The organism is Streptomyces chartreusis, assembly GCF_008704715.1.
Classification (GTDB): domain Bacteria; phylum Actinomycetota; class Actinomycetes; order Streptomycetales; family Streptomycetaceae; genus Streptomyces; species Streptomyces chartreusis.
This window is the reverse complement of sequence record NZ_CP023689.1, coordinates 5,173,267-5,190,726: the sequence shown is the minus strand read 5'-3', so window position 1 is coordinate 5,190,726 and position 17,460 is coordinate 5,173,267. Positions and strand designations below refer to the sequence as shown.

Sequence of the window (17,460 nt, the reverse complement as noted above, 5' to 3'; positions counted from 1 at the left end):
AGCAGGTCGGGATCCGGCGATCGGGCCTGGGCAGGCGCCCGCTCGGCGGCCGGCACGCGCTCTGAACACCCGCACGGGGCAAGGGGATCCACGCGCGCGAGAGCACGCGGTCCACGTGTGCGGAGCGACAGGATCGAGCAATTCCGCGGCGCGAATGCGCCCCCGATACGCTCCCCAAAAACTTCCTTCGCGCCCTCAACTGCCATGGTAGGAGGGGCAATCACCCGCGAAAGGCGGGGTCGATTTTCGGCCAAATCAGCGTCGCAGGGACAGGCTCACGCACGCTCCGTGCAAGCCCTCCGCACTACTCGCCGTGCTCGCCGCGTGCGCAGTCCGGGGAACGGAGTGCGCCCCCCGGACCGTTCCGCCGCCCGCGGGGATGTAGGCGGCGGAATCCCCCAGCCCACTGGATCCAGTACAGCGGGCCGACCCACGCAAGAGCCATGGAACCGCTCCCCGGATGGCTGGAGAAGAGCGCACGGACGGGCGCACGGCCACACGGTGGGGGCACGTCACAACTGTGCGTAGGGGGTGCGCACTTGAGTACGGACCACAATCCCGCCATCCGGAAGAATGCCCCTTAACGCTTGGGATGCGGCGAACTACGCTGGGTTTACGAATGCCGCGTGGTTATGCCAGCGCGGCAGCCGTCTGTGTCGAGGGGTGGCGCATGTCCAGGGAGCAACGCGGGCCGAACGAAAAGCTCGGCGCCGTTCTCGCCCTCGCGGGAATCAGCAACGCAGGACTCGCTCGGCGCGTCAACGACCTTGGCGCTCAGCGGGGCCTGACTCTTCGCTACGACAAGACCTCGGTGGCGCGCTGGGTGTCGAAGGGCATGGTGCCGCAGGGCGCCGCGCCGCACCTCATCGCCGCCGCGATCGGCCAGAAGCTCGGCCGCCCCGTGCCGCTCCACGAGATCGGCCTGGCGGACGCGGACCCCGCACCCGAAGTGGGCCTCGCCTTCCCCCGTGACGTCGGACAGGCGGTGAAGTCGGCGACGGAGCTCTACCGTCTCGACCTCGCCGGCCGCCGCGCGGGATCCGGCGGCATCTGGCAGTCGCTCGCCGGATCGTTCGCGGTGAGCGCATACGCAACGCCCGCCTCACGGTGGCTGATAACCCCGGCCGACAGTTCGGTCGCGCGCGAGGTGAACCCTTCCGAGGGTTCCGGCGCACCGCTCAAAGTCGGCCACAGCGATGTGCAGAAGCTGCGGGAGGCCGCCGAGGACGCCAGGCGCTGGGACTCCAAGTACGGAGGCGGCGACTGGCGTTCGTCCATGGTGCCCGAGTGCTTACGGGTGGAGGCGGCACCGCTGCTGCTCGGCTCGTACTCGGACGAGGTGGGCCGGGCCCTGTTCGGCGCGAGTGCCGAGCTGACCCGTCTCGCCGGGTGGATGGCCTTCGACACCGGGCAGCAGGAGGCCGCGCAGCGGTACTACATCCAGGCGCTGCGGCTCGCCCGCGCGGCGGCCGACGTACCCCTCGGCGGGTACGTCCTCGCGTCGATGTCGCTCCAGGCGACCTACCGGGGCTTCGGCGACGAGGGCGTCGACCTCGCGCAGGCCGCGCTGGAACGCAACCGGGGGCTGGCCACGGCCCGCACCATGAGCTTCTTCCGTCTCGTCGAGGCACGCGCACACGCGCGCGCCAATGACGCGCAGGCGGCCGGCGCCGCCCTGAAGGCGGCGGAGGGCTGGCTGGAGCGCTCCCGGGAGGGCGACAACGACCCGTCCTGGCTCGGCTTCTACTCCTACGACCGCTTCGCCGCGGACGCCGCGGAGTGCTACCGGGACCTGAAGGCACCGCGCCAGGTACGGCGGTTCACCGAGCAGGCCCTGTCGAAGCCGACGGAGGAGTTCGTGCGCTCGCACGGGCTGCGGCTGGTGGTCTCCGCGGTCGCCGAGCTGGAGTCGGGCAACCTCGACGCGGCCTGCGAGCAGGGCGTACGGGCGGTGGAGGTCGCGGGGCGGATATCGTCCGCGCGCACCACGGAGTACGTGAAGGACCTGCTGCACCGCCTGGAGCCCTACGGCGACGAGCCGCGGGTCGTGGAGCTGCGGGAGCGGGCACGGCCGCTGCTCATGGCGCCGGCCTAGGTGTCCCGCCCGGAGGACCGGCGGCCCGGCATGCCCGGGCCGCCCTTCGTGCTGCCCTGCTGCGGGCTGCGCGTGAACTTCCCGTGGCCGATTCGAGGCAGGCGAATGGCCGGAATTCCCGGCCTTGCCCAAGGTTCTCCCCCGTGATCACCGGGAATCGCCTCGCCGGGGGCACGAGCGCCGGCACCGCGGGCGGAGCGCGGCGTTGCGTGGGTTTGACCGCACTGTCAGTGGCGCAGTGCATTATCGGAACCGGGAGGTGGGGCAGGTGCGGGCGATCGCTTACGACTGTGACGTGCTCGTGGTCGGCGGTGGCATCGTCGGGCTGGCCACGGCGTACGCGATCACGCGGGCGGCGCCGGGCACCCGGGTGACCGTGCTGGAGAAGGAACCGGGACCGGCCCGGCACCAGACGGGACGCAACAGCGGGGTCATCCACAGCGGGATCTACTACCGGCCGGGATCCCTCAAGGCGCAGTACGCGGTGCGGGGCGCCGCCGAGATGGTCAAGTTCTGCGCGGAGTACGGCATCGCGCACGCCGTCACCGGCAAGCTGATCGTCGCGACCGAGCGCGAGGAGCTGCCCCGCCTGCACGCCCTGGTGCAGCGCGGCCGGGAGAACGGCATTCCGGTCCGGGAGCTGCGGTCCCGCGAGATCACGGAGTACGAACCCGAGGTGCGCGGCCTAGCCGCCATACATGTCGGGTCGACGGGCGTGTGCGACTTCGTCGGGGTCGCCCGGCAGCTGGCCGAGGGCTCGGGGGCCGAGATCAGGTACGGCGCACAGGTCGAGTACATCGACCGGCGGGCGGACCTCGGAGTCGCCGTGCGCACGACCGACGGGGACGTCGTGCGGGGCCGGGTCCTGGTGAACTGCGCCGGGCTGTACTGCGACGAGGTGGCCCGGCTGACGGGGGACGAGCCGGAGGTGCGGATCGTGCCGTTCCGGGGGGAGTACTACTCCCTGGCGCGGCCCGAGCTGGTGCGGGGGCTGGTGTATCCGGTGCCGGACCCGGCGTTCCCCTTCCTCGGCGTGCATCTCACGCGCGGCATCGACGGCGGCGTGCACATCGGCCCCAACGCGGTGCCGGCGCTGGCCCGCGAGGGCTACGACTGGGGCGTCGTACGGCCCAGGGAGGTAGGGACGACGCTGGCCTGGCCGGGATCCTGGCGGATGGCGCGCCGGCACTGGCGGTACGGCGCCGGGGAGCTGCGGCGGTCGGTGTCCAAGGCGGCGTTCACGGTGGCGGTGCGCAGACTGCTGCCCGCGGTGACGTCGGACGACCTGGTGCCCTCGGCCGCGGGGGTGCGGGCGCAGGCGGTGCTGCGGGACGGGTCACTGGTGGACGACTTCCTGATCAGCGAGGGGCCCCGGGCGGTGCACGTACTGAACGCCCCGAGCCCCGCGGCGACGGCTTCGCTGCCGATCGGCCGGGAGGTGGCCCGCAGGGCGCTGGCGGTGCTGGGCTCGGTGTGAACCGGGGGTGTCCCGCTCCCCGTAAAATCGACCCCACTGTGTCTGACTCCCTCAACGCCTCCGAAGCCCCCCAGCCCGCCACCGCCCCGGCTCAGCCCGGAACCGGTGAAGAGGGCGTCGGTCATGTCCCCGGGGTCTCCGTCCGGCACACCCGGGCCAAGGGTGAGCCGCGGTTCCCGGACGGGCCCAAGGCCGATCCGGCCGGGTCGCACTTCGAGCGGCGGATCCGCAGCTTCCAGCCGCGCCGCAGCCGGGTGACCGCGGGCCAGGCGGACGCGTTGCAGCGACTGTGGCCCAAATGGGGCCTGGACATCGACGGGCAGCGCGTCGTCGACCTGGCCGAACTGTTCGGGAACGACAACCCCGTCGTCCTGGAGATCGGCTTCGGCATGGGCGAGGCCACCGCGCAGATGGCCGCCGGCGACCCCGGCACCAACATCCTCGCCGTCGACGTCCACACCCCGGGGCAGGGCAACCTCCTCAACCTCGCCGACCACCACGGCCTCGGCAACGTCCGCGTGGGCAACGGCGACGCCATCATCCTGCTGCGGGAGATGCTGGAGCCGGACGCCCTCGACGGGCTGCGCGTCTACTTCCCGGACCCCTGGCCCAAGAAGCGGCACCACAAGCGGCGCCTCATCCAGCCCGAGTTCCTCAGCCTCGCCGCGGCCCGGCTGCGACCCGGCGCACTGCTGCACTGCGCCACCGACTGGGAGCCGTACGCCGAACAGATGCTCGAAGTGCTGACCGTTCATCCCGACTTCGAGAACACCGCCCCCGACGGCGGTTTCGCGCCCCGTCCCGAGTTCCGGCCGCTGACCCGTTTCGAGGGCCAGGGACTGGACAAGGGTCATGTGGTGAACGACCTGCTCTTCAGCCGCGTACAGCGGTAGGAGCAGCGGGAAGAACAGCACCGACGAGAACATCGACAGCAGCACCGACAGCAACCCCCCACCGGCGCCCGAGCCCCCCTCGCGCTGCTGCGGGCGGCGCCCCTGCCTCGTTAGGGTCAATGCCGTGGCCACCTGTCCCCCGTACCCGACGCACCCCACCGGTCCCACCGGCGGCGCACTGCGGCACGCGCACTGGTGGCAGAGGCGATGGGTGCGCTACGGCGCGCTCAGCACCCTCCTCGCGCTCTCCGGCCTTGTCATCCTCGCGCTGGTGCGTGAGCAGACCGGCACCGAGGGGTTCCTGGTCGGACTCGGGCTCGCCGTGCTGCCCGTGCCGCTGCTGGTGGCGTCCTTCCGCTGGCTGGACCGGGTCGAGCCCGGCCCCTGGCGCAATCTGCTGTTCTCGTTCGCCTGGGGCGCCTGCGCGGCGGCGCTGATAGCGATCGTCGCCAACAGCTTCGCGACCAGATGGATAGCGACCGCGACGGCCGACCCGTCGCACGCGGACACCCTGGGCGCGACCGTCATAGCGCCCGTCGTGGAGGAGCTCGCGAAGGCGGCGGCCGTACTGCTGGTCTTCCTGTTCCGCCGCCGGGACTTCACCGGCATCGTCGACGGCGTGGTGATAGCCGGCGTCACCGCCACCGGCTTCGCCTTCACCGAGAACATCCTCTATCTGGGTACCGCCTTCGGTACCGACCAGCTCACCGGCGACCGCGGCATCGCCTCCGTGACGGCGGCGACCTTCTTCGTCCGCGTCATCATGTCGCCCTTCGCGCACCCGCTCTTCACGGTCCTGACCGGCATCGGCTTCGGCATCGCCGCGCTGTCGGGCGACCGCCAGCATGTGCGCCGCGTCCTGCTCCCGCTCCTCGGCCTACTGCTCGCCATGGGCATGCACGCCATGTGGAACGGCTCCTCGGCCTTCGGCGAGTACGGCTTCTTCGCCGTGTACGCGACGCTCATGGTGCCCGCGTTCGGGCTGCTGACCTGGCTGGTGATCTGGACCCGGCAGCGCGAGCTGCGCACCGTGCGCGAGGAACTGCCCGCTTATGTCGTCGCCGGCTGGCTCTCGCCGGGCGAACCGTTCGCGCTGGGCTCGATGCGGGAACGGCGGGTGGCGCGGCAGTACGCGCGCCGGCACGGCGGACGGACGGCGGCGCGGACCGTGGCGCAGTACGAGGCCTACGCCACCTCGCTGGCGTTCCTGCGGCACCGGGGCCGCCGCGGCCGGGCCGGCGCCGACTTCGTCGTACGGGAGCAGGAGCTGCTGCACGCGCTGTGGCACCGCCGGGAGTTCGCCCGCCCTGCCCTGGAGCACGCGGCCGCCGCACAGTCCTGGCGGGGGCACGAGCACGGTTACGGCCACCCGCACGTGGCGCCGATGCCGGTCTACTGGCAGTCCTACGGCCAGGTCGAGGGGCCGATGTACGGCCCGGCGCCGTACCCCGCGTACAACCCGTACCGGACGTGACCGGGCCGGCGTACCGGGGGCGTTGACGGACTCTTTCGGACATGCCGAAAACCGGCGGTCCTGGCGTCGGGGGGTCGTCGCCAGGACCGCCGGGGATCAGACGCGATACCCGTCTCGGGGGTGGGTCAGGGGGTGAGGCCCTTGCCCTGGAGCCAGGCCATCGGGTCGATGCCGCTGGTGCTGCCGCCGGGGTGCACCTCGAGGTGGAGGTGGGCACCGGTGACGTTGCCCGTGGCGCCGACGCGGCCGATGACGTCGCCCGTGTTGACCTTCTGGCCCACGCTGACGCTGATCGAGGACTGGTGCGCGAACCAGAGCTCGGTGCCGTCGTCGAGGGTGATCTCGGTCTTGTAGCCGTAGGAGCCGTCCCAGCCGGCGAAGGTGACCGTGCCGGAGTGGATCGCCTTGATCAGCGTCCCGGTGGGGGCGGCGAAGTCGAGGCCCGTGTGGTACCCGGAGGACCAGTAGGCGCCGGCCTGACCGAACGTCGAGGTGATCGTGTACGAGGAGGTCGGCAGCGTGTACTGCTTGGCCAGCTCGGCGAGGCGCTCGGCCTCGGCCTTCTTGCGGGCCTCCTCCTCGGCGGCGGCCTTCGCGGCGGCGGCCTTGGCCTTGGCCTCCTTCTCCGCCTTGGCGGCCGCGTCGGCGGCCTCCTTCTGGGCGGCGGCGACGGCAGCGGCGGCGGCCTTGTTGTCGATCTGGTCCTGCTGGAGCTCGGCCTGGGCGATGATCCGGCTGCGCAGCGCCTCACCGGCGTCCGAGGTGCCCTGCGCGGTCTGCTCGGTGGTCTCGCCCATCGTGCTGAACGCGGTGGCCGCGTCGTCGGCGGGCTCGGAGGAGTCGTCGGAGATCAGCGGCAGGTCGGGCATGGTGATGGCGACCGGCGGCTTGCCGCTGTTCGCGCTGGCCATGCCGCCCGCGCCGACGGCGGCTATGACGCCGACGCCGAGAACCGTGGAGCTGCGGGCGAGTCCCCCGCCACGCTGCTTGGAGACGCGGTGCCTGCCACGAACGGGACGAATGGACTCCGCGGTCGGGTTCCACTCCTCGAACGGGCCCTCGTCGGTGCGGAGACGGTCGTAGCCGAAGGTGTCGGTGTCGCGTTGACTCGGCACGAACGGGGCTTGCGGAGCAGGCCGGTTGGACGCCACGTGGGCGTACTCCTTTCCTTCCTTCTCGCCTACCGGGTTAGCTGACGGGTTCGGAGCAGGAAGGTCTCCTACGCGCGTATATCAACCGTGACTTCCCGGCGATATTCGCGCGATTCACCCCAGGGTGGTGGTTCCCCGGCTCCCTTGCGGGACTCGGCGCGTGCGCACGGAGCCGCCTCTTGTGACGGCTGGGACGACCGCGCTGCGTTATCGAACGTTAATAGACGCGAGGTGCGGATTCCAAGCTGTTCCTCTTGATCATTAACGATTTTCGCCCGGACTTACGGGTCACGAGCGGCCTAAATCGGGCGAGTTGGCCAAACCTCAGAGGCCACATAGGTATTGACGGTGTGTCAGTTGTTATGCGGAGGGCTGTCGTCCGATCACCCCCGGTGACGACGATCAGGGTCGGCGCACGGCGATGAGCGCCATGTCGTCCGCCATCCCTCCACCGGAGTGACGTCGCACCTCCACCGAAAGCACACCGAGCAACGCACCCGGTTCGCGCAGCACCTCCGCGCGTCCCGCGAGGCCCGTCCCGGGGTCGTAGAACCGCCCGCCGGCGTCCCGCGCCTCGGACAGCCCGTCGGTGTACAGCAGCAGCGTGGCCCCGCCCGGGAAGCCGGCCTCGTCGGCCCGGTCGGGCCAGGTGCCGAGCTCGCCCATGCCGAGCGGCAGGGCGGGCTCGGTGGCGGGCAGCGGGCGTATGGTGCCGTCGGCGTACAGCAGCAGCGGTGCGGGATGCCCGCGGTTGACCAGGCGCACGACGGCGTCGCCGTGCGGCAGTTCGGCGAGCACGACGGTGGTGAACCCCTCGCGGGCCTCGATCCCCTCGCTCCGGGTGCGCTCGCGCGCCAGCGCCCGCTCCAGCCTCTGCGCGACCGCCTCCAGCGTGACCTCCTGCTCCGCGGCCTCCCGGAAGGCGCCGATCACGACGGCCACGGCCCCGACCGCGCCCATGCCCTTGCCCCGCACGTCCCCGACGATCAGCCGGACGCCGTGCGGAGTGTCCTGCACCGCGTACAGGTCCCCGCCGATGGAGGCGCCCTCCTGCGCCGCCTCGTAGCGCGCGGCGATCTGGAAGCCGCCGATCCGCTCGGCCGGCTCCGGCAGTACGGCGCGCTGGGCGGCCTCGGCGATCTCGCGGACGGAGGCGAGGCGCTCCTGGCCGCGCCGGACGAGGAGGTTGACGAGGACGGCGAGCACGGAGACGACGATCACGGTCACCAGCTCGGTGACCGCCTCCGCCTTGTGCAGTCCGCCGCGCAGGATGCGGAGCACCAGCAGTACGAGAACGGCGGCGACGCCCGTGAGGATCGTGCCGCGCTGGGAGTAGAGGGGAGCGGCGACCAGGGGCGCGGCAGTGAGGAAGGGGGCGCCGGTGAAGTCGAGGGGGGTGGCGAAGTCGTACGCGGCTCCGAGCGCGATCAGCAGGGCGGGGAGCGACCGGACGAACCGGCGCACGTATGTGATCCGCCCTTCCTCCACCTCACCAGGGTTGCCGAAGCGGCGGTGGGGAGCGAGCGCTGAGAGCCGACCGGGAAAACACTCAGGGCCGGAACTGAATCAGTTCCGGCCCTGAGCCTTCAGTAGCGGGGACAGGATTTGAACCTGCGACCTCTGGGTTATGAGCCCAGCGAGCTACCGAGCTGCTCCACCCCGCGGCGATGACTCAATAGTACGCCATCCGCGGGACCCGAAGCACACGACTTTCCGGGGCGCCGCCCTGACCAGGACTTTTCGGGCATCAGTGCGGGCCGTGTCACACCCGGGCGCTCAGGGCAGCAGGTGGGCGTTGGGCGCCTTGGCGCGCTCCTCGTGCTCCGGCAGCACCAGGACGTCCACGCCCTGCGCCGCCAGCATCCCGCTCCCGTCGGCCCCCGCCACGAAGGTGTCCGGCTCCCGCCAGGCCGTCACCACCCGGCTCGCCCCCGCCCGGAGGATCAGCCGCGCGCAGGGCACCGGCCGGGACGAGCGGTGCGTGCACGGCTCCAGGCTGCTGTACACCGTGGCGGCCGCGAGCCTCGGATCCCCGTCCGCGATCTTCGCCAGTGCCGCCTCCTCCGCGTGCACCACCGGATCGCCGCCCTCCCGGGAGTACCCGCGCGCCAGCTCGGTCCCGTCGGCCGCGACGACCACCGCGCCGACGCTGAAGGCCGTCTCCGACGGCGGGCACCGCTCCGCCAGCTCGCACGCCAGCGCCAGCCAGTGCCGGTCCGCGGCACAGGGGAGGGTGCCGGTGCCGGGTGCCGTCGGCGCGTAGCGCATCAGTACGACGTCCTCGATCGGGCGCGACTCCAGCAGCCGCAGCCGGCCGCCCTGGTAGCCGCCCGGCCCGAACAGCCGCGGCGCCTCGGGGTCGCCCACGAACAGCGGCGCCAGCACCAGCTGCAACTCGTCCGCCAGCCCCTGTGTCATCAGCTGGGTGTGGATGGTGCCGCCGCCCTCGACCATCAGCCGCTCGACGCCGCGCACCTCGCGCAGATGTGCCAGCAGGGCCCGCCAGTCCAGCTCGGGCCCCAGCGCGACGACGTCCGCCGCGACCGGCTCCCGGCGCAGCCGCTCCGCGCCCTTCTCCGTCGTGTAGACGATCTTGTCCCCGCCGGTGTGCCAGAAGTTCGCCGCCGCGTCCAGCTCGCCGGACGCGCTCACCGTGACCTTCAGCGGGTACTCCGGCTTGCCCGCCGCCACCCGCGCGGCCCGCCGCTCGGCCGAGTTCACCAGCAGCCGCGGGTTGTCCGCCCGGATCGTGCCGGCGCCGATCAGGATGGCGTCCACCGACGCGCGGACCTCGTCGACCCGGTCGAAGTCGGCCGGGCTGGACAGCAGCAGGCGCTCGGGAGCGGTGTCGTCGAGGTAGCCGTCCAGGGAGACGGCGGCGGACAGCAGGACGTAGGGGTACGACGGCATCGGCGCGCTCTCCGGCTCGACAGACTGCGATCTTGGTTCAAGTTTGAAACAAACCTACACTGGTGGCATGACGACTCGCTGGCTCACCCCCGAGGAGCAGCGCGCCTGGCGCGCGTACATCGGCGCCGTCCACCTGGTGGAGGACGCGCTGGACCGGCAGCTCCAGCAGGAGGCCGGCATGCCTCACATGTACTACTCCATCCTGTCCACCCTGTCCGAGTCCCCGGAACGCCGGCTTCGGATGACCGATCTCGCGGAACGGCTGAAGATCACCCGCAGCCGGCTGACGTACGCCGTCACCCGGCTGGAGAAGGACGGCCTGGTGCTGCGCGAGAACTGCCGCTGGGACAAGCGCGGCAGCATCGCGGCGCTCACCGACGAGGGCATGACGGTCCTGGAGGGCGCGGCGCCGGGGCATGTCGAGACCGTGCGGTCGGTGCTCTTCGACCGGCTGAGCCCGGAGCAGGTCGGGCAGCTGGAGGAGATCTTCTCGACGGTCACCGAGGGCTTCCAGGGCGACGCGGCGAACACCACCGGGGACGACGTGCCCTGGCGGCGGCGCTCGGCCAAGTCCTGTTCGTGAGCCGGACGACAATCCTGTTGATTCAAATTTAAAGCATGGGGTAGGGTCCTGAACCTGAGGAGCTGCTTCAAATCTGAAGCAGACATCCATGTACGGAACCCGGAGAACCCGCATGCCCGACTTCACCGCCGCCACCCAGCGCGCCCGTGTCCGGGTCCCGCTGCGCTTCCAGGACGGCTACCGCGCCGACGCCGAACTCGTCACCTTCCACGGCCTGGCCGACGGCCTGGAGCACGTGGCCGTCGTCCTCGGCAACCCGGCCCCCGGCGCCACCCCGCTGGTCCGTCTGCACTCCGAGTGCCTGACCGGCGACGTCTTCGGCTCGGCGCGCTGCGACTGCGGACCCCAGCTGCGCGAGGCCGTCGAGCGCATCGCGGAGCGCGGCGGCGTGCTGCTGTACCTGCGCCAGGAGGGCCGCGGCATCGGGCTCTACAACAAGCTCGACGCGTACGCCCTCCAGGACGAGGGCCTCGACACCTACGCCGCGAACGCCGCCCTCGGCCTCCCGGAGGACGCCCGCGACTACACGGCCGCCGCCCAGATGCTGGCCGCCCTCGGCATCGGCGAGCTGGACCTGCTCTCCAACAACCCCGACAAGGCGGAGCAGCTGCGCGCCCTCGGCGTCGAGGTCCAGGGCCGCGTGCCCACCGGCGTCTTCGCCACCCCGGACAACGTCCGCTACCTGCGCGCGAAGGTCCTCCAGACCCAGCACACGCTGCCGCTGGGCGACCTGTCGAAGGTCAGCGCGGGCTGAACGCCCCTGCCGATCCTCGCGGGCCGAGCACCCCTGTCGCCCCTCACCCCCACTGCACGCGCTCGCGCAGCCCCGCGGCCGTGAAGGCGGCCTCCAACTCCTCCCGCCCTTCCGTGAAGTGGGCCCAGCTGTCGAAGTGAACCGGGACTATCCGCCGCGCGTCGAGGATGCGGGCGGCCTCGGCGGCCCGGTCGCTGTCGAGGGTGAGCAGCTGCCGGTCGAGGGCGGGGGTGCGGGCGGCACCGGCGAACAGCACGGCGAGGTCCACCGGCCCGAACCGCTCGGCGACCTCCCTGACCGGCCCGAGCTGGGCGTTGTCCCCGCTGACATAGACGGTGGGCAGCCCGTCCCCGGTCAGCACGAACCCGACGACCTGGCCGACGACCGCTTCGAGCTCCGCCCGCTCCCCCGGCCCGTGCAGCGCGGGCACCCCGGTCACGGTGACGACGCCCCCGCCGGGCCGCTCCACCTCCACCGACTCCCAGTCCGCGAGCCCCCGAGCGGCCCCGCCGAGCCGCTTCGCCCCGCTCGGCGTGGTCAGCGTGAGCGGCACGTCGGCGAGCAGCGCCCGCCCGGAGACGTCGAGGTTGTCCGGGTGCTCGTCGTGCGACAGCAGCACCACGTCGATACGTCCGAGGTCGTCGACCGACCCGGCCGAGGCCGCCGTCTTGGTCAGGGCCCGGCCACCACCCAGCGGGTAGTCACCGGGGGCGTCGAACGTGGGATCGGTCAGAACCCGCAGCCCGCCGTACTCGAAAAGGGCCGTCGGACCACCGAACACCCGGACGGGAACCTGCTCACTGGCACTGCTCTCGGCAACCATCGACAGTCAGACCTCACGGTTGAGAAGGAATGTATCCGTGAGGGACAGTTAGTCACACCTCACGGATAGACGCAACCAAAAACGTGAGAAGCCAGAACGGCACCGGCGGACACCTCTGTCCAGGTCGGCGACAGAGGCATACAATCGTCACAAAAGGTACGGGATTGAGGTGTGGTGCGCATGGACCCTTCCCACAACCTCATGGGGTCGCTGGATCATGTGACGGCCTCCTACACGTCTACGTCGCCGGCACGGCCGGCGCACAAGGTCACGGCCGCGCACAGGGCCGATCAGCTCGCCGCGTGGGTCGCCTTCAGCCTCGATGAACCGCCCGCCCTCAAGACCCTCCAGGACGCGGCCGAGGAGCTGCGGGACATCCCCGAGCTGCCTGCCCTGCTGCCGCGGGTCACCGAAGCCGCGATGGAACTGCTGGACGCCGAGTTCGGAAACATCCAGGTCGTGGATCCTCGCGACGACTCGCTGGTTCTGGTCACCCAGTCCGGCTTCGGCGACGAGTTCCTCGACCACTTCGCGGTGGTCCACGACAGCCACTCCGTCTGCGGACGGGCTGCCCGGCAGGGCGCCCAGGCGGTCACGGCCGACGTCCGCGACGACCAGGGCCTCACCCCCCACCAGGGGGTCTTCCGCGCCTCCGGTGTCCGCTCGGTCCAGTCCACGCCGCTGGTCGATCACACCGGTCGGCTGCTGGGGATGATCTCGACGCACATGTCGCAGCCCGGCCGGCCGTCCGACCAGGACCTCCAGATCATGGAGCTCTACGGGCAACTGGCGGGTGAAGTCATCGCACGGCACCTGATCGTCCCCGACACGGCCGGTCATCCGCACAACGGCACCGTTCTCGATCGGCGCCGCCCGCTTCTCGAGCAGAGGGGGAGCACTAACGGCGTGACGCAGTGGGTGTACCGGGTCGACGAGCCGTACGGACCCGGCGGATGCCGCACCTACGGCATCCACCCCGACCAGTGGCGCGGACGGATCACCACCGACCACCCGGACCACGACGCCGAGTACGCCGCGGCCCTGGTCGCCCGGGACCTGAGGGCCGAGTGGAACATCCACCGCACCGGCGAGGCGAGGCCCGTCCACATTCACGTCTGGCGCGGCTGGGAGGGCACGCACCAGGACGCGGCCTTCACCATGGAGATCCAGCCCGACCTCAACGGACACCGGCACCGGGCGGTCGACCCGGCGTAGCGGCCGTCAAGGCTTTCTGAAAACAAGTCAGCGCCCGAGTCGACCGAAGCCGACCCGGGCGCCGCACAGCAGGTCAGAGGGGACCGATCCCCGCCAACAACCGGTAGGCCCTGTGGGACTCGAACCCACAACCAATGGATTAAAAGTCCACTGCTCTGCCAATTGAGCTAAGGGCCCAGGCGATGTTGCCCCCACGAGCATAGCCGGACGTGGCCGTGTCTCCGATCGGGTATCGGGGTCACGGCCGCGTCGGCGGTGGCACGGGGTGCCGGAATGAGCCCTCGTGCATCCAAGTGCTACGGATCAACCGGTTCGGGCGCCCCCACCCGGCCCGCCTCGCGGGCGATGTTCCGGGCGTGTTCGGGGTTGAGGAACCAGTGCCGGGCCGAGGCCAGCCACCAGACCCAGGCGAAGCCGAGGACGACCAGGACGGCGACCGGGGCGTAGTTGAAGGTCTCCCAGGTCACCGGCGAGACCTGCGGCAGCATGAACAGCACCGTGATCACGCCGACCCAGGCCACCGCCACCACGCCCACGATCCGCGACCAGCGGCCCAGATGCCACGGCCCCCGCTCGAACGCCTCTCCCTTGCGCACCCGCAGCAGCGTCGGGATGACGTACGCGATGTAGAGGCCGATGACCGCGATCGACGTCACCGCCGCGTACGCCGTGACGTTGATCAGGTACGGCAGGCCGAGCACCAGCGCCCCGCCCGCCGCCAGCCACACTGCCGCGACGGGCGTCCGGGTGCGTGGGCTGACCGTGTGCCAGACGTGCGAGAAGGGCAGGGCGCCGTCGCGCGAGAAGGCGTAGATCATGCGGCTGTTGGCCGTCACGGACGCCATCCCGCAGAACAGCTGCGCCCCGACGACGACCAGCAGGAGCAGCTTGCCCGCCGTCACCCCGAGCGCGTCGAGCAGGATCTGCGCGGGCGGCGCGCCCGTCGGGGAGGTGAGGGCACCCTCGTACGACTGGATCGCGAAGGTGAAGCCGAGCAGGAGCACGAAGCCGGCGATCCACGACGTCCAGATCGACCGCACGATGCCCTTCGGGCCGGCCGTCGAGGCGTCGTGCGTCTCCTCCGTCATGTGCGCGGAGGCGTCGTAGCCGGTGAAGGTGTACTGGGCCATCAGCAGCCCGAGCAGGACCACGTAGACCCCGCTGCCCCAGCCCGTGTTGTTGACGAACTCGCCGAACACGAAGGACGCGGACCGGTGCTGGTCCGGCACGAACGCCAGCGCGCCGACGATCACCGCGACGCCGAGCACGTGCCACCACACGCTGATGCTGTTGAGCAGCGCGACGATCCGCACGCCGAACGTGTTCAGCAGCCCGTGCAGCACCAGGATCCCGGCGAAGAGCAGGATCGTGCGGCCGGGTGTCACCTCGAAGCCGAACTGGAGGTTCAGGTACGCGCCGAGGAAGGACGCCGCCCCGAAGTCGATGCCCGCGGTCACGGCGACCTGGCCCAGCACGTTGAACCAGCCCGTGAACCAGGCCCAGGCGGCGGCCGTGCGCGGGGGCGCGAGCCGGTGCGCCCAGAAGTACAGGCCCGCGGAGGTCGGGTACGCCGAGCAGATCTCGGCCATCGACAGCCCCACGAACAGCGTCATCAGACCGACGGCCACCCAGCCCCAGGTGATCACCGCCGGGCCGCCCGTGTTCATGCCGAACAGATACAGCGTCAGGCAGCCCGAGAGGACCGAGATGATCGTGAAGGAGACCGCGTAGTTGGAGAACGCCGACATGCGGCGGGCGAGAACCTGCGTGTAGCCGAGCTGGGCCAGCCGTTCCTCGTCGGACATCTTTCCGCCCGACGGCCCACTCGCTATGGCGTCATCTGTCATGTCCCCAGCGATTCCCTCACTGGGGACGTGACATGCGTCATAACATGGCTAAAAAATGCCCTTGTAGCCCTGCCACCCACCGGCGATCTTCACGCGGGCCCCGAACGTCCCGTTCCCGTTGCCCGAGTTGCGGTACAGGTTGCCCGCGCTGTCCCGCGCGACCAGGTCGTTCCTCCCGTCCCCGGTGATGTCACCGACGCCGACCACGGCGTTGTATGACGCTCCCCACTGGGAGGCGATCTTCACCCGGGCCTTCAGCTTGCCGTTGCCCGCGCCGTCGAGCCGGTACAGCGCCCCGTACTTGTCGTGCGCGAGCACATCGCCGATCCCGTCACCGGTCAGGTCACCGGCGCCGACCAGCTTCGTGTAGCCCTTCCAGGCCGAGGCGATCTTCACGCGTGCCTTCAGCTTCCCGGCACCGTCGTTCGCGAACACGAACACGTCACCCGTGGACTTCTGACGCGCCAGCAGATCGGTACGGCCGTCCCCGGTCAGGTCACCGGGCGCGGTCAGGACGTCGTAGGCGTTCCAGCCCGTGCCGAGGGAGGTGTGGCTGCTCGACGGGGTGTACGACGATCCGCACTTGCCCGCGTACCGACGCAGTTCCCCGCCGGGCGTGCGCACCAGCAACTCCGAGCACCGGTCGCTGCCCATGTCACCGAACGGAACGGCCACAGTCCCGGCGGGCCAGCCGGAGCCGGACTCCTTCCAGTCGAACGTCCCCTTGCCCTTGGTGAAGTGCAGGGTCAGGCCACCCGAGGAGTTGAGGGTGACCAGCTCGCCGTAGCTGTGGCCGCCCTGGTCGTGGTGGCCCTGGCGACCGCCGGAGAGCCCGATGGTGCCGCTGGTCGTGTACGTGCCGCTGCCCTCGGTCGCGGTGGCGGACAGGGTCCAGGTGTACTGCCCGTTGTAGGCGTACGCCCCCGTGTCCGTCTTCCCGTTCCAGCCGACCTCGGCCTCCGCTCCGCTCCCGGTGCTGTTGTACACGGCACGGCCGCGGGAGTCCTTCGCCGTGAACTTCCAGGACGCCGGCTTGTTGAACTGCCAGGTGCTGTTCCAGTACTTGTCCTTGGCGTTCAGGTAGTCGTCGTCCGGGTCCGCCTCGATCACCGCCAGCGCCGACGACGGCACACCGCTGGGTACGATCCGGATCGCCTTGTCCTGGCCGACGTACGCGATGTCGCCGCCGAACTTGTCCACGGCCCAGGTCAGCCGCCGCTGGTCGGCGGTGTTCCCGGCCGGCAGATCGGCGATGGCGCGCGGGGCGGCGGCCGTGCCGGTGTGGAAGTCGGTGAGCAGCAGCTTCCCGGTCGTCCGGTCGTGCCGGACGAGATAGCCGTCGCCGACGAGGGCCGGCCCGGACGGCACGGCGATCTTCTTCTTCGCCGAACGGTCGTACACACCCGCCGCGCCGGACGGGCCGCAGTTCCAGTAGATCCAACGGCCCACCGCCTGAAGGTCCTTGACCGTGCAGGGCGCGCCCGTGGCGAGCGTCTCGACGGTCTTCTTCTGCTCCAGGTCGTACGCGGTGACGGCCCCGGCACCCGAGCCCGGCGTCCACAGTCGCGGGCCCCACACGGAGGCTGCGGTGACGGAGCGGGTGAGGCGGACGTCCTGGTACCGGAAGTCGTTGACCGCGTCGACGTACTGCTTGCCGGTGGACGCCGTTTCGTAGACGAAGTAGCGCCCGGTGACGTCCACGAACCGGCCGCCCGTCACGGCCGGTTCTTCCGCCGAGTGGTAGCTGTTCGGGGTCGTACGTATCCGTGCGTACTCCTTGCCGTCGACGACGAAGAAGTAGCCGACGTCACCGTTCCCGGCCGCCCGCAGCACCGCGCAGGAGCCGGCACCGCACGGCACCCTCTTCAGATGGGAACCGTCCGCGTAGGTACCGGCGTAGCCGCGGGAGCTCAGATCGCCGGCCGAGCCACCGTCCGCGGAGATCGGGCGATTGAGGACGAACGGCTCGCCGCTCGGAGCGGTCTCGACCGTCGTCAGGATGCCGCCCGCAAAGTCGATGCCCCATGCGCCGTCCACCGTCTGGACGGGTGTCGGGGTGGTGTCCGCGGCCGCCGGGGCCGCAAGGGTCAGTGAGCCGGCGCTCAGAGCAGCCAGGCCCACCAGAAAAGAGCGTGCGCGCACACGCCGAGACAAGGGTCCCTCCCCAGGGAAATGAGAGCGAGGCCCGCGCGCCCGCGTTGTTCCCCCCGCGTTCGCGCGCCTCGAAGAAAAGTCAGC

13 protein-coding genes, 2 tRNA genes and 1 riboswitch are annotated in these 17,460 nt (G+C 71.0%); of the genes, 7 read left to right on the top strand and 8 right to left on the bottom strand.

The genetic code is table 11. The features are described 5' to 3' along the window. Positions 1-670 precede the first annotated feature (670 nt). From CP983_RS22670 to CP983_RS22655, 4 genes are all read left to right on the top strand, one after another. Positions 671-2,095, top strand: coding sequence for an NsdA family TPR-like regulatory protein (locus tag CP983_RS22670; protein WP_107909487.1), 1,425 nt, complete (start codon positions 671-673; stop codon positions 2,093-2,095). A 268-nt stretch (positions 2,096-2,363) separates the two neighbouring features. After that, positions 2,364-3,572: an L-2-hydroxyglutarate oxidase gene (gene lhgO / locus CP983_RS22665; protein ID WP_229915114.1), complete on the top strand. Its 1,209-nt coding sequence runs from the start codon at positions 2,364-2,366 to the stop codon at positions 3,570-3,572. A gap of 38 nt (positions 3,573-3,610) precedes the next feature. Next, on the top strand, positions 3,611-4,465 hold the full coding sequence (gene trmB / locus CP983_RS22660) for a tRNA (guanosine(46)-N7)-methyltransferase TrmB (protein ID WP_150501419.1): 855 nt from the start codon (positions 3,611-3,613) through the stop codon (positions 4,463-4,465). 124 nt (positions 4,466-4,589) lie between these two features. After that, complete coding sequence (locus CP983_RS22655) at positions 4,590-5,939, top strand: PrsW family intramembrane metalloprotease (RefSeq protein ID WP_150501417.1); 1,350 nt, start codon at positions 4,590-4,592, stop codon at positions 5,937-5,939. 125 nt (positions 5,940-6,064) lie between these two features. Here CP983_RS22655 and CP983_RS22650 read toward each other — a convergent pair whose 3' ends face one another. The 4 genes from CP983_RS22650 to CP983_RS22635 all read right to left on the bottom strand — a co-directional run bounded on the left by CP983_RS22650 (position 6,065) and on the right by CP983_RS22635 (position 10,000). Then, positions 6,065-7,090, bottom strand: a complete 1,026-nt coding sequence (locus tag CP983_RS22650; RefSeq protein ID WP_107909491.1) for a M23 family metallopeptidase — start codon at positions 7,088-7,090, stop codon at positions 6,065-6,067. A gap of 11 nt (positions 7,091-7,101) precedes the next feature. After that, a riboswitch (cyclic di-AMP (ydaO/yuaA leader) is annotated at positions 7,102-7,259 on the bottom strand. A 233-nt stretch (positions 7,260-7,492) separates the two neighbouring features. Continuing rightward, positions 7,493-8,578 (bottom strand): PP2C family protein-serine/threonine phosphatase, encoded by a 1,086-nt coding sequence (locus CP983_RS22645; RefSeq protein ID WP_150501415.1) that lies wholly within the window; start codon positions 8,576-8,578, stop codon positions 7,493-7,495. 102 nt (positions 8,579-8,680) lie between these two features. Next, a tRNA-Met gene (locus CP983_RS22640) sits at positions 8,681-8,754 on the bottom strand. 112 nt (positions 8,755-8,866) lie between these two features. After that, on the bottom strand, positions 8,867-10,000 hold the full coding sequence (locus CP983_RS22635) for a dihydrofolate reductase family protein (protein ID WP_150501414.1): 1,134 nt from the start codon (positions 9,998-10,000) through the stop codon (positions 8,867-8,869). Positions 10,001-10,067: 67 nt separating this feature from the next. Here CP983_RS22635 and CP983_RS22630 point away from each other — a divergent pair, with 67 nt between their 5' ends. After that, positions 10,068-10,583, top strand: a complete 516-nt coding sequence (locus tag CP983_RS22630) for a MarR family winged helix-turn-helix transcriptional regulator (protein WP_030960273.1) — start codon at positions 10,068-10,070, stop codon at positions 10,581-10,583. A 112-nt stretch (positions 10,584-10,695) separates the two neighbouring features. Beyond that, positions 10,696-11,337: a GTP cyclohydrolase II gene (locus tag CP983_RS22625; protein ID WP_150501412.1), complete on the top strand. Its 642-nt coding sequence runs from the start codon at positions 10,696-10,698 to the stop codon at positions 11,335-11,337. Positions 11,338-11,380: 43 nt separating this feature from the next. Here CP983_RS22625 and CP983_RS22620 read toward each other — a convergent pair whose 3' ends face one another. Further along, the gene (locus tag CP983_RS22620) at positions 11,381-12,160 is read right to left on the bottom strand and encodes an MBL fold metallo-hydrolase (protein WP_150501410.1); all 780 of its coding nucleotides are present in this window, start codon (positions 12,158-12,160) and stop codon (positions 11,381-11,383) included. Between the two features lie 180 nt (positions 12,161-12,340). On the opposite strand from CP983_RS22620, the gene CP983_RS22615 reads away from it, so the two are divergent. After that, positions 12,341-13,375: a GAF domain-containing protein gene (locus CP983_RS22615; RefSeq protein WP_150501408.1), complete on the top strand. Its 1,035-nt coding sequence runs from the start codon at positions 12,341-12,343 to the stop codon at positions 13,373-13,375. A 104-nt stretch (positions 13,376-13,479) separates the two neighbouring features. On the opposite strand, the gene CP983_RS22610 is transcribed toward CP983_RS22615, so the two are convergent. The 3 genes from CP983_RS22610 to CP983_RS22600 form a co-directional block, all read right to left on the bottom strand. Further along, positions 13,480-13,552, bottom strand: a tRNA-Lys gene (locus tag CP983_RS22610). Between the two features lie 119 nt (positions 13,553-13,671). Then, complete coding sequence (locus CP983_RS22605) at positions 13,672-15,222, bottom strand: amino acid permease (RefSeq protein ID WP_150501406.1); 1,551 nt, start codon at positions 15,220-15,222, stop codon at positions 13,672-13,674. A gap of 48 nt (positions 15,223-15,270) precedes the next feature. After that, positions 15,271-17,343, bottom strand: coding sequence for an FG-GAP repeat domain-containing protein (locus CP983_RS22600; protein ID WP_229915115.1), 2,073 nt, complete (start codon positions 17,341-17,343; stop codon positions 15,271-15,273). Between the last annotated feature and the right edge of the window lie 117 nt (positions 17,344-17,460).

Excerpts from the sequence above, each read along its gene's own strand:
- CP983_RS22670 (WP_107909487.1), top strand. The coding sequence starts at position 671 with ATGTCCAGGGAGCAACGCGGGCCGAACGAAAAGCTCGGCGCCGTTCTC.
- CP983_RS22635 (WP_150501414.1), bottom strand. The coding sequence starts at position 10,000 with ATGCCGTCGTACCCCTACGTCCTGCTGTCCGCCGCCGTCTCCCTGGAC.
- CP983_RS22630 (WP_030960273.1), top strand. The coding sequence starts at position 10,068 with ATGACGACTCGCTGGCTCACCCCCGAGGAGCAGCGCGCCTGGCGCGCG.
- CP983_RS22625 (WP_150501412.1), top strand. The coding sequence starts at position 10,696 with ATGCCCGACTTCACCGCCGCCACCCAGCGCGCCCGTGTCCGGGTCCCG.
- CP983_RS22620 (WP_150501410.1), bottom strand. The coding sequence starts at position 12,160 with ATGGTTGCCGAGAGCAGTGCCAGTGAGCAGGTTCCCGTCCGGGTGTTC.
- CP983_RS22615 (WP_150501408.1), top strand. The coding sequence starts at position 12,341 with ATGGACCCTTCCCACAACCTCATGGGGTCGCTGGATCATGTGACGGCC.
- CP983_RS22605 (WP_150501406.1), bottom strand. The coding sequence starts at position 15,222 with ATGACAGATGACGCCATAGCGAGTGGGCCGTCGGGCGGAAAGATGTCC.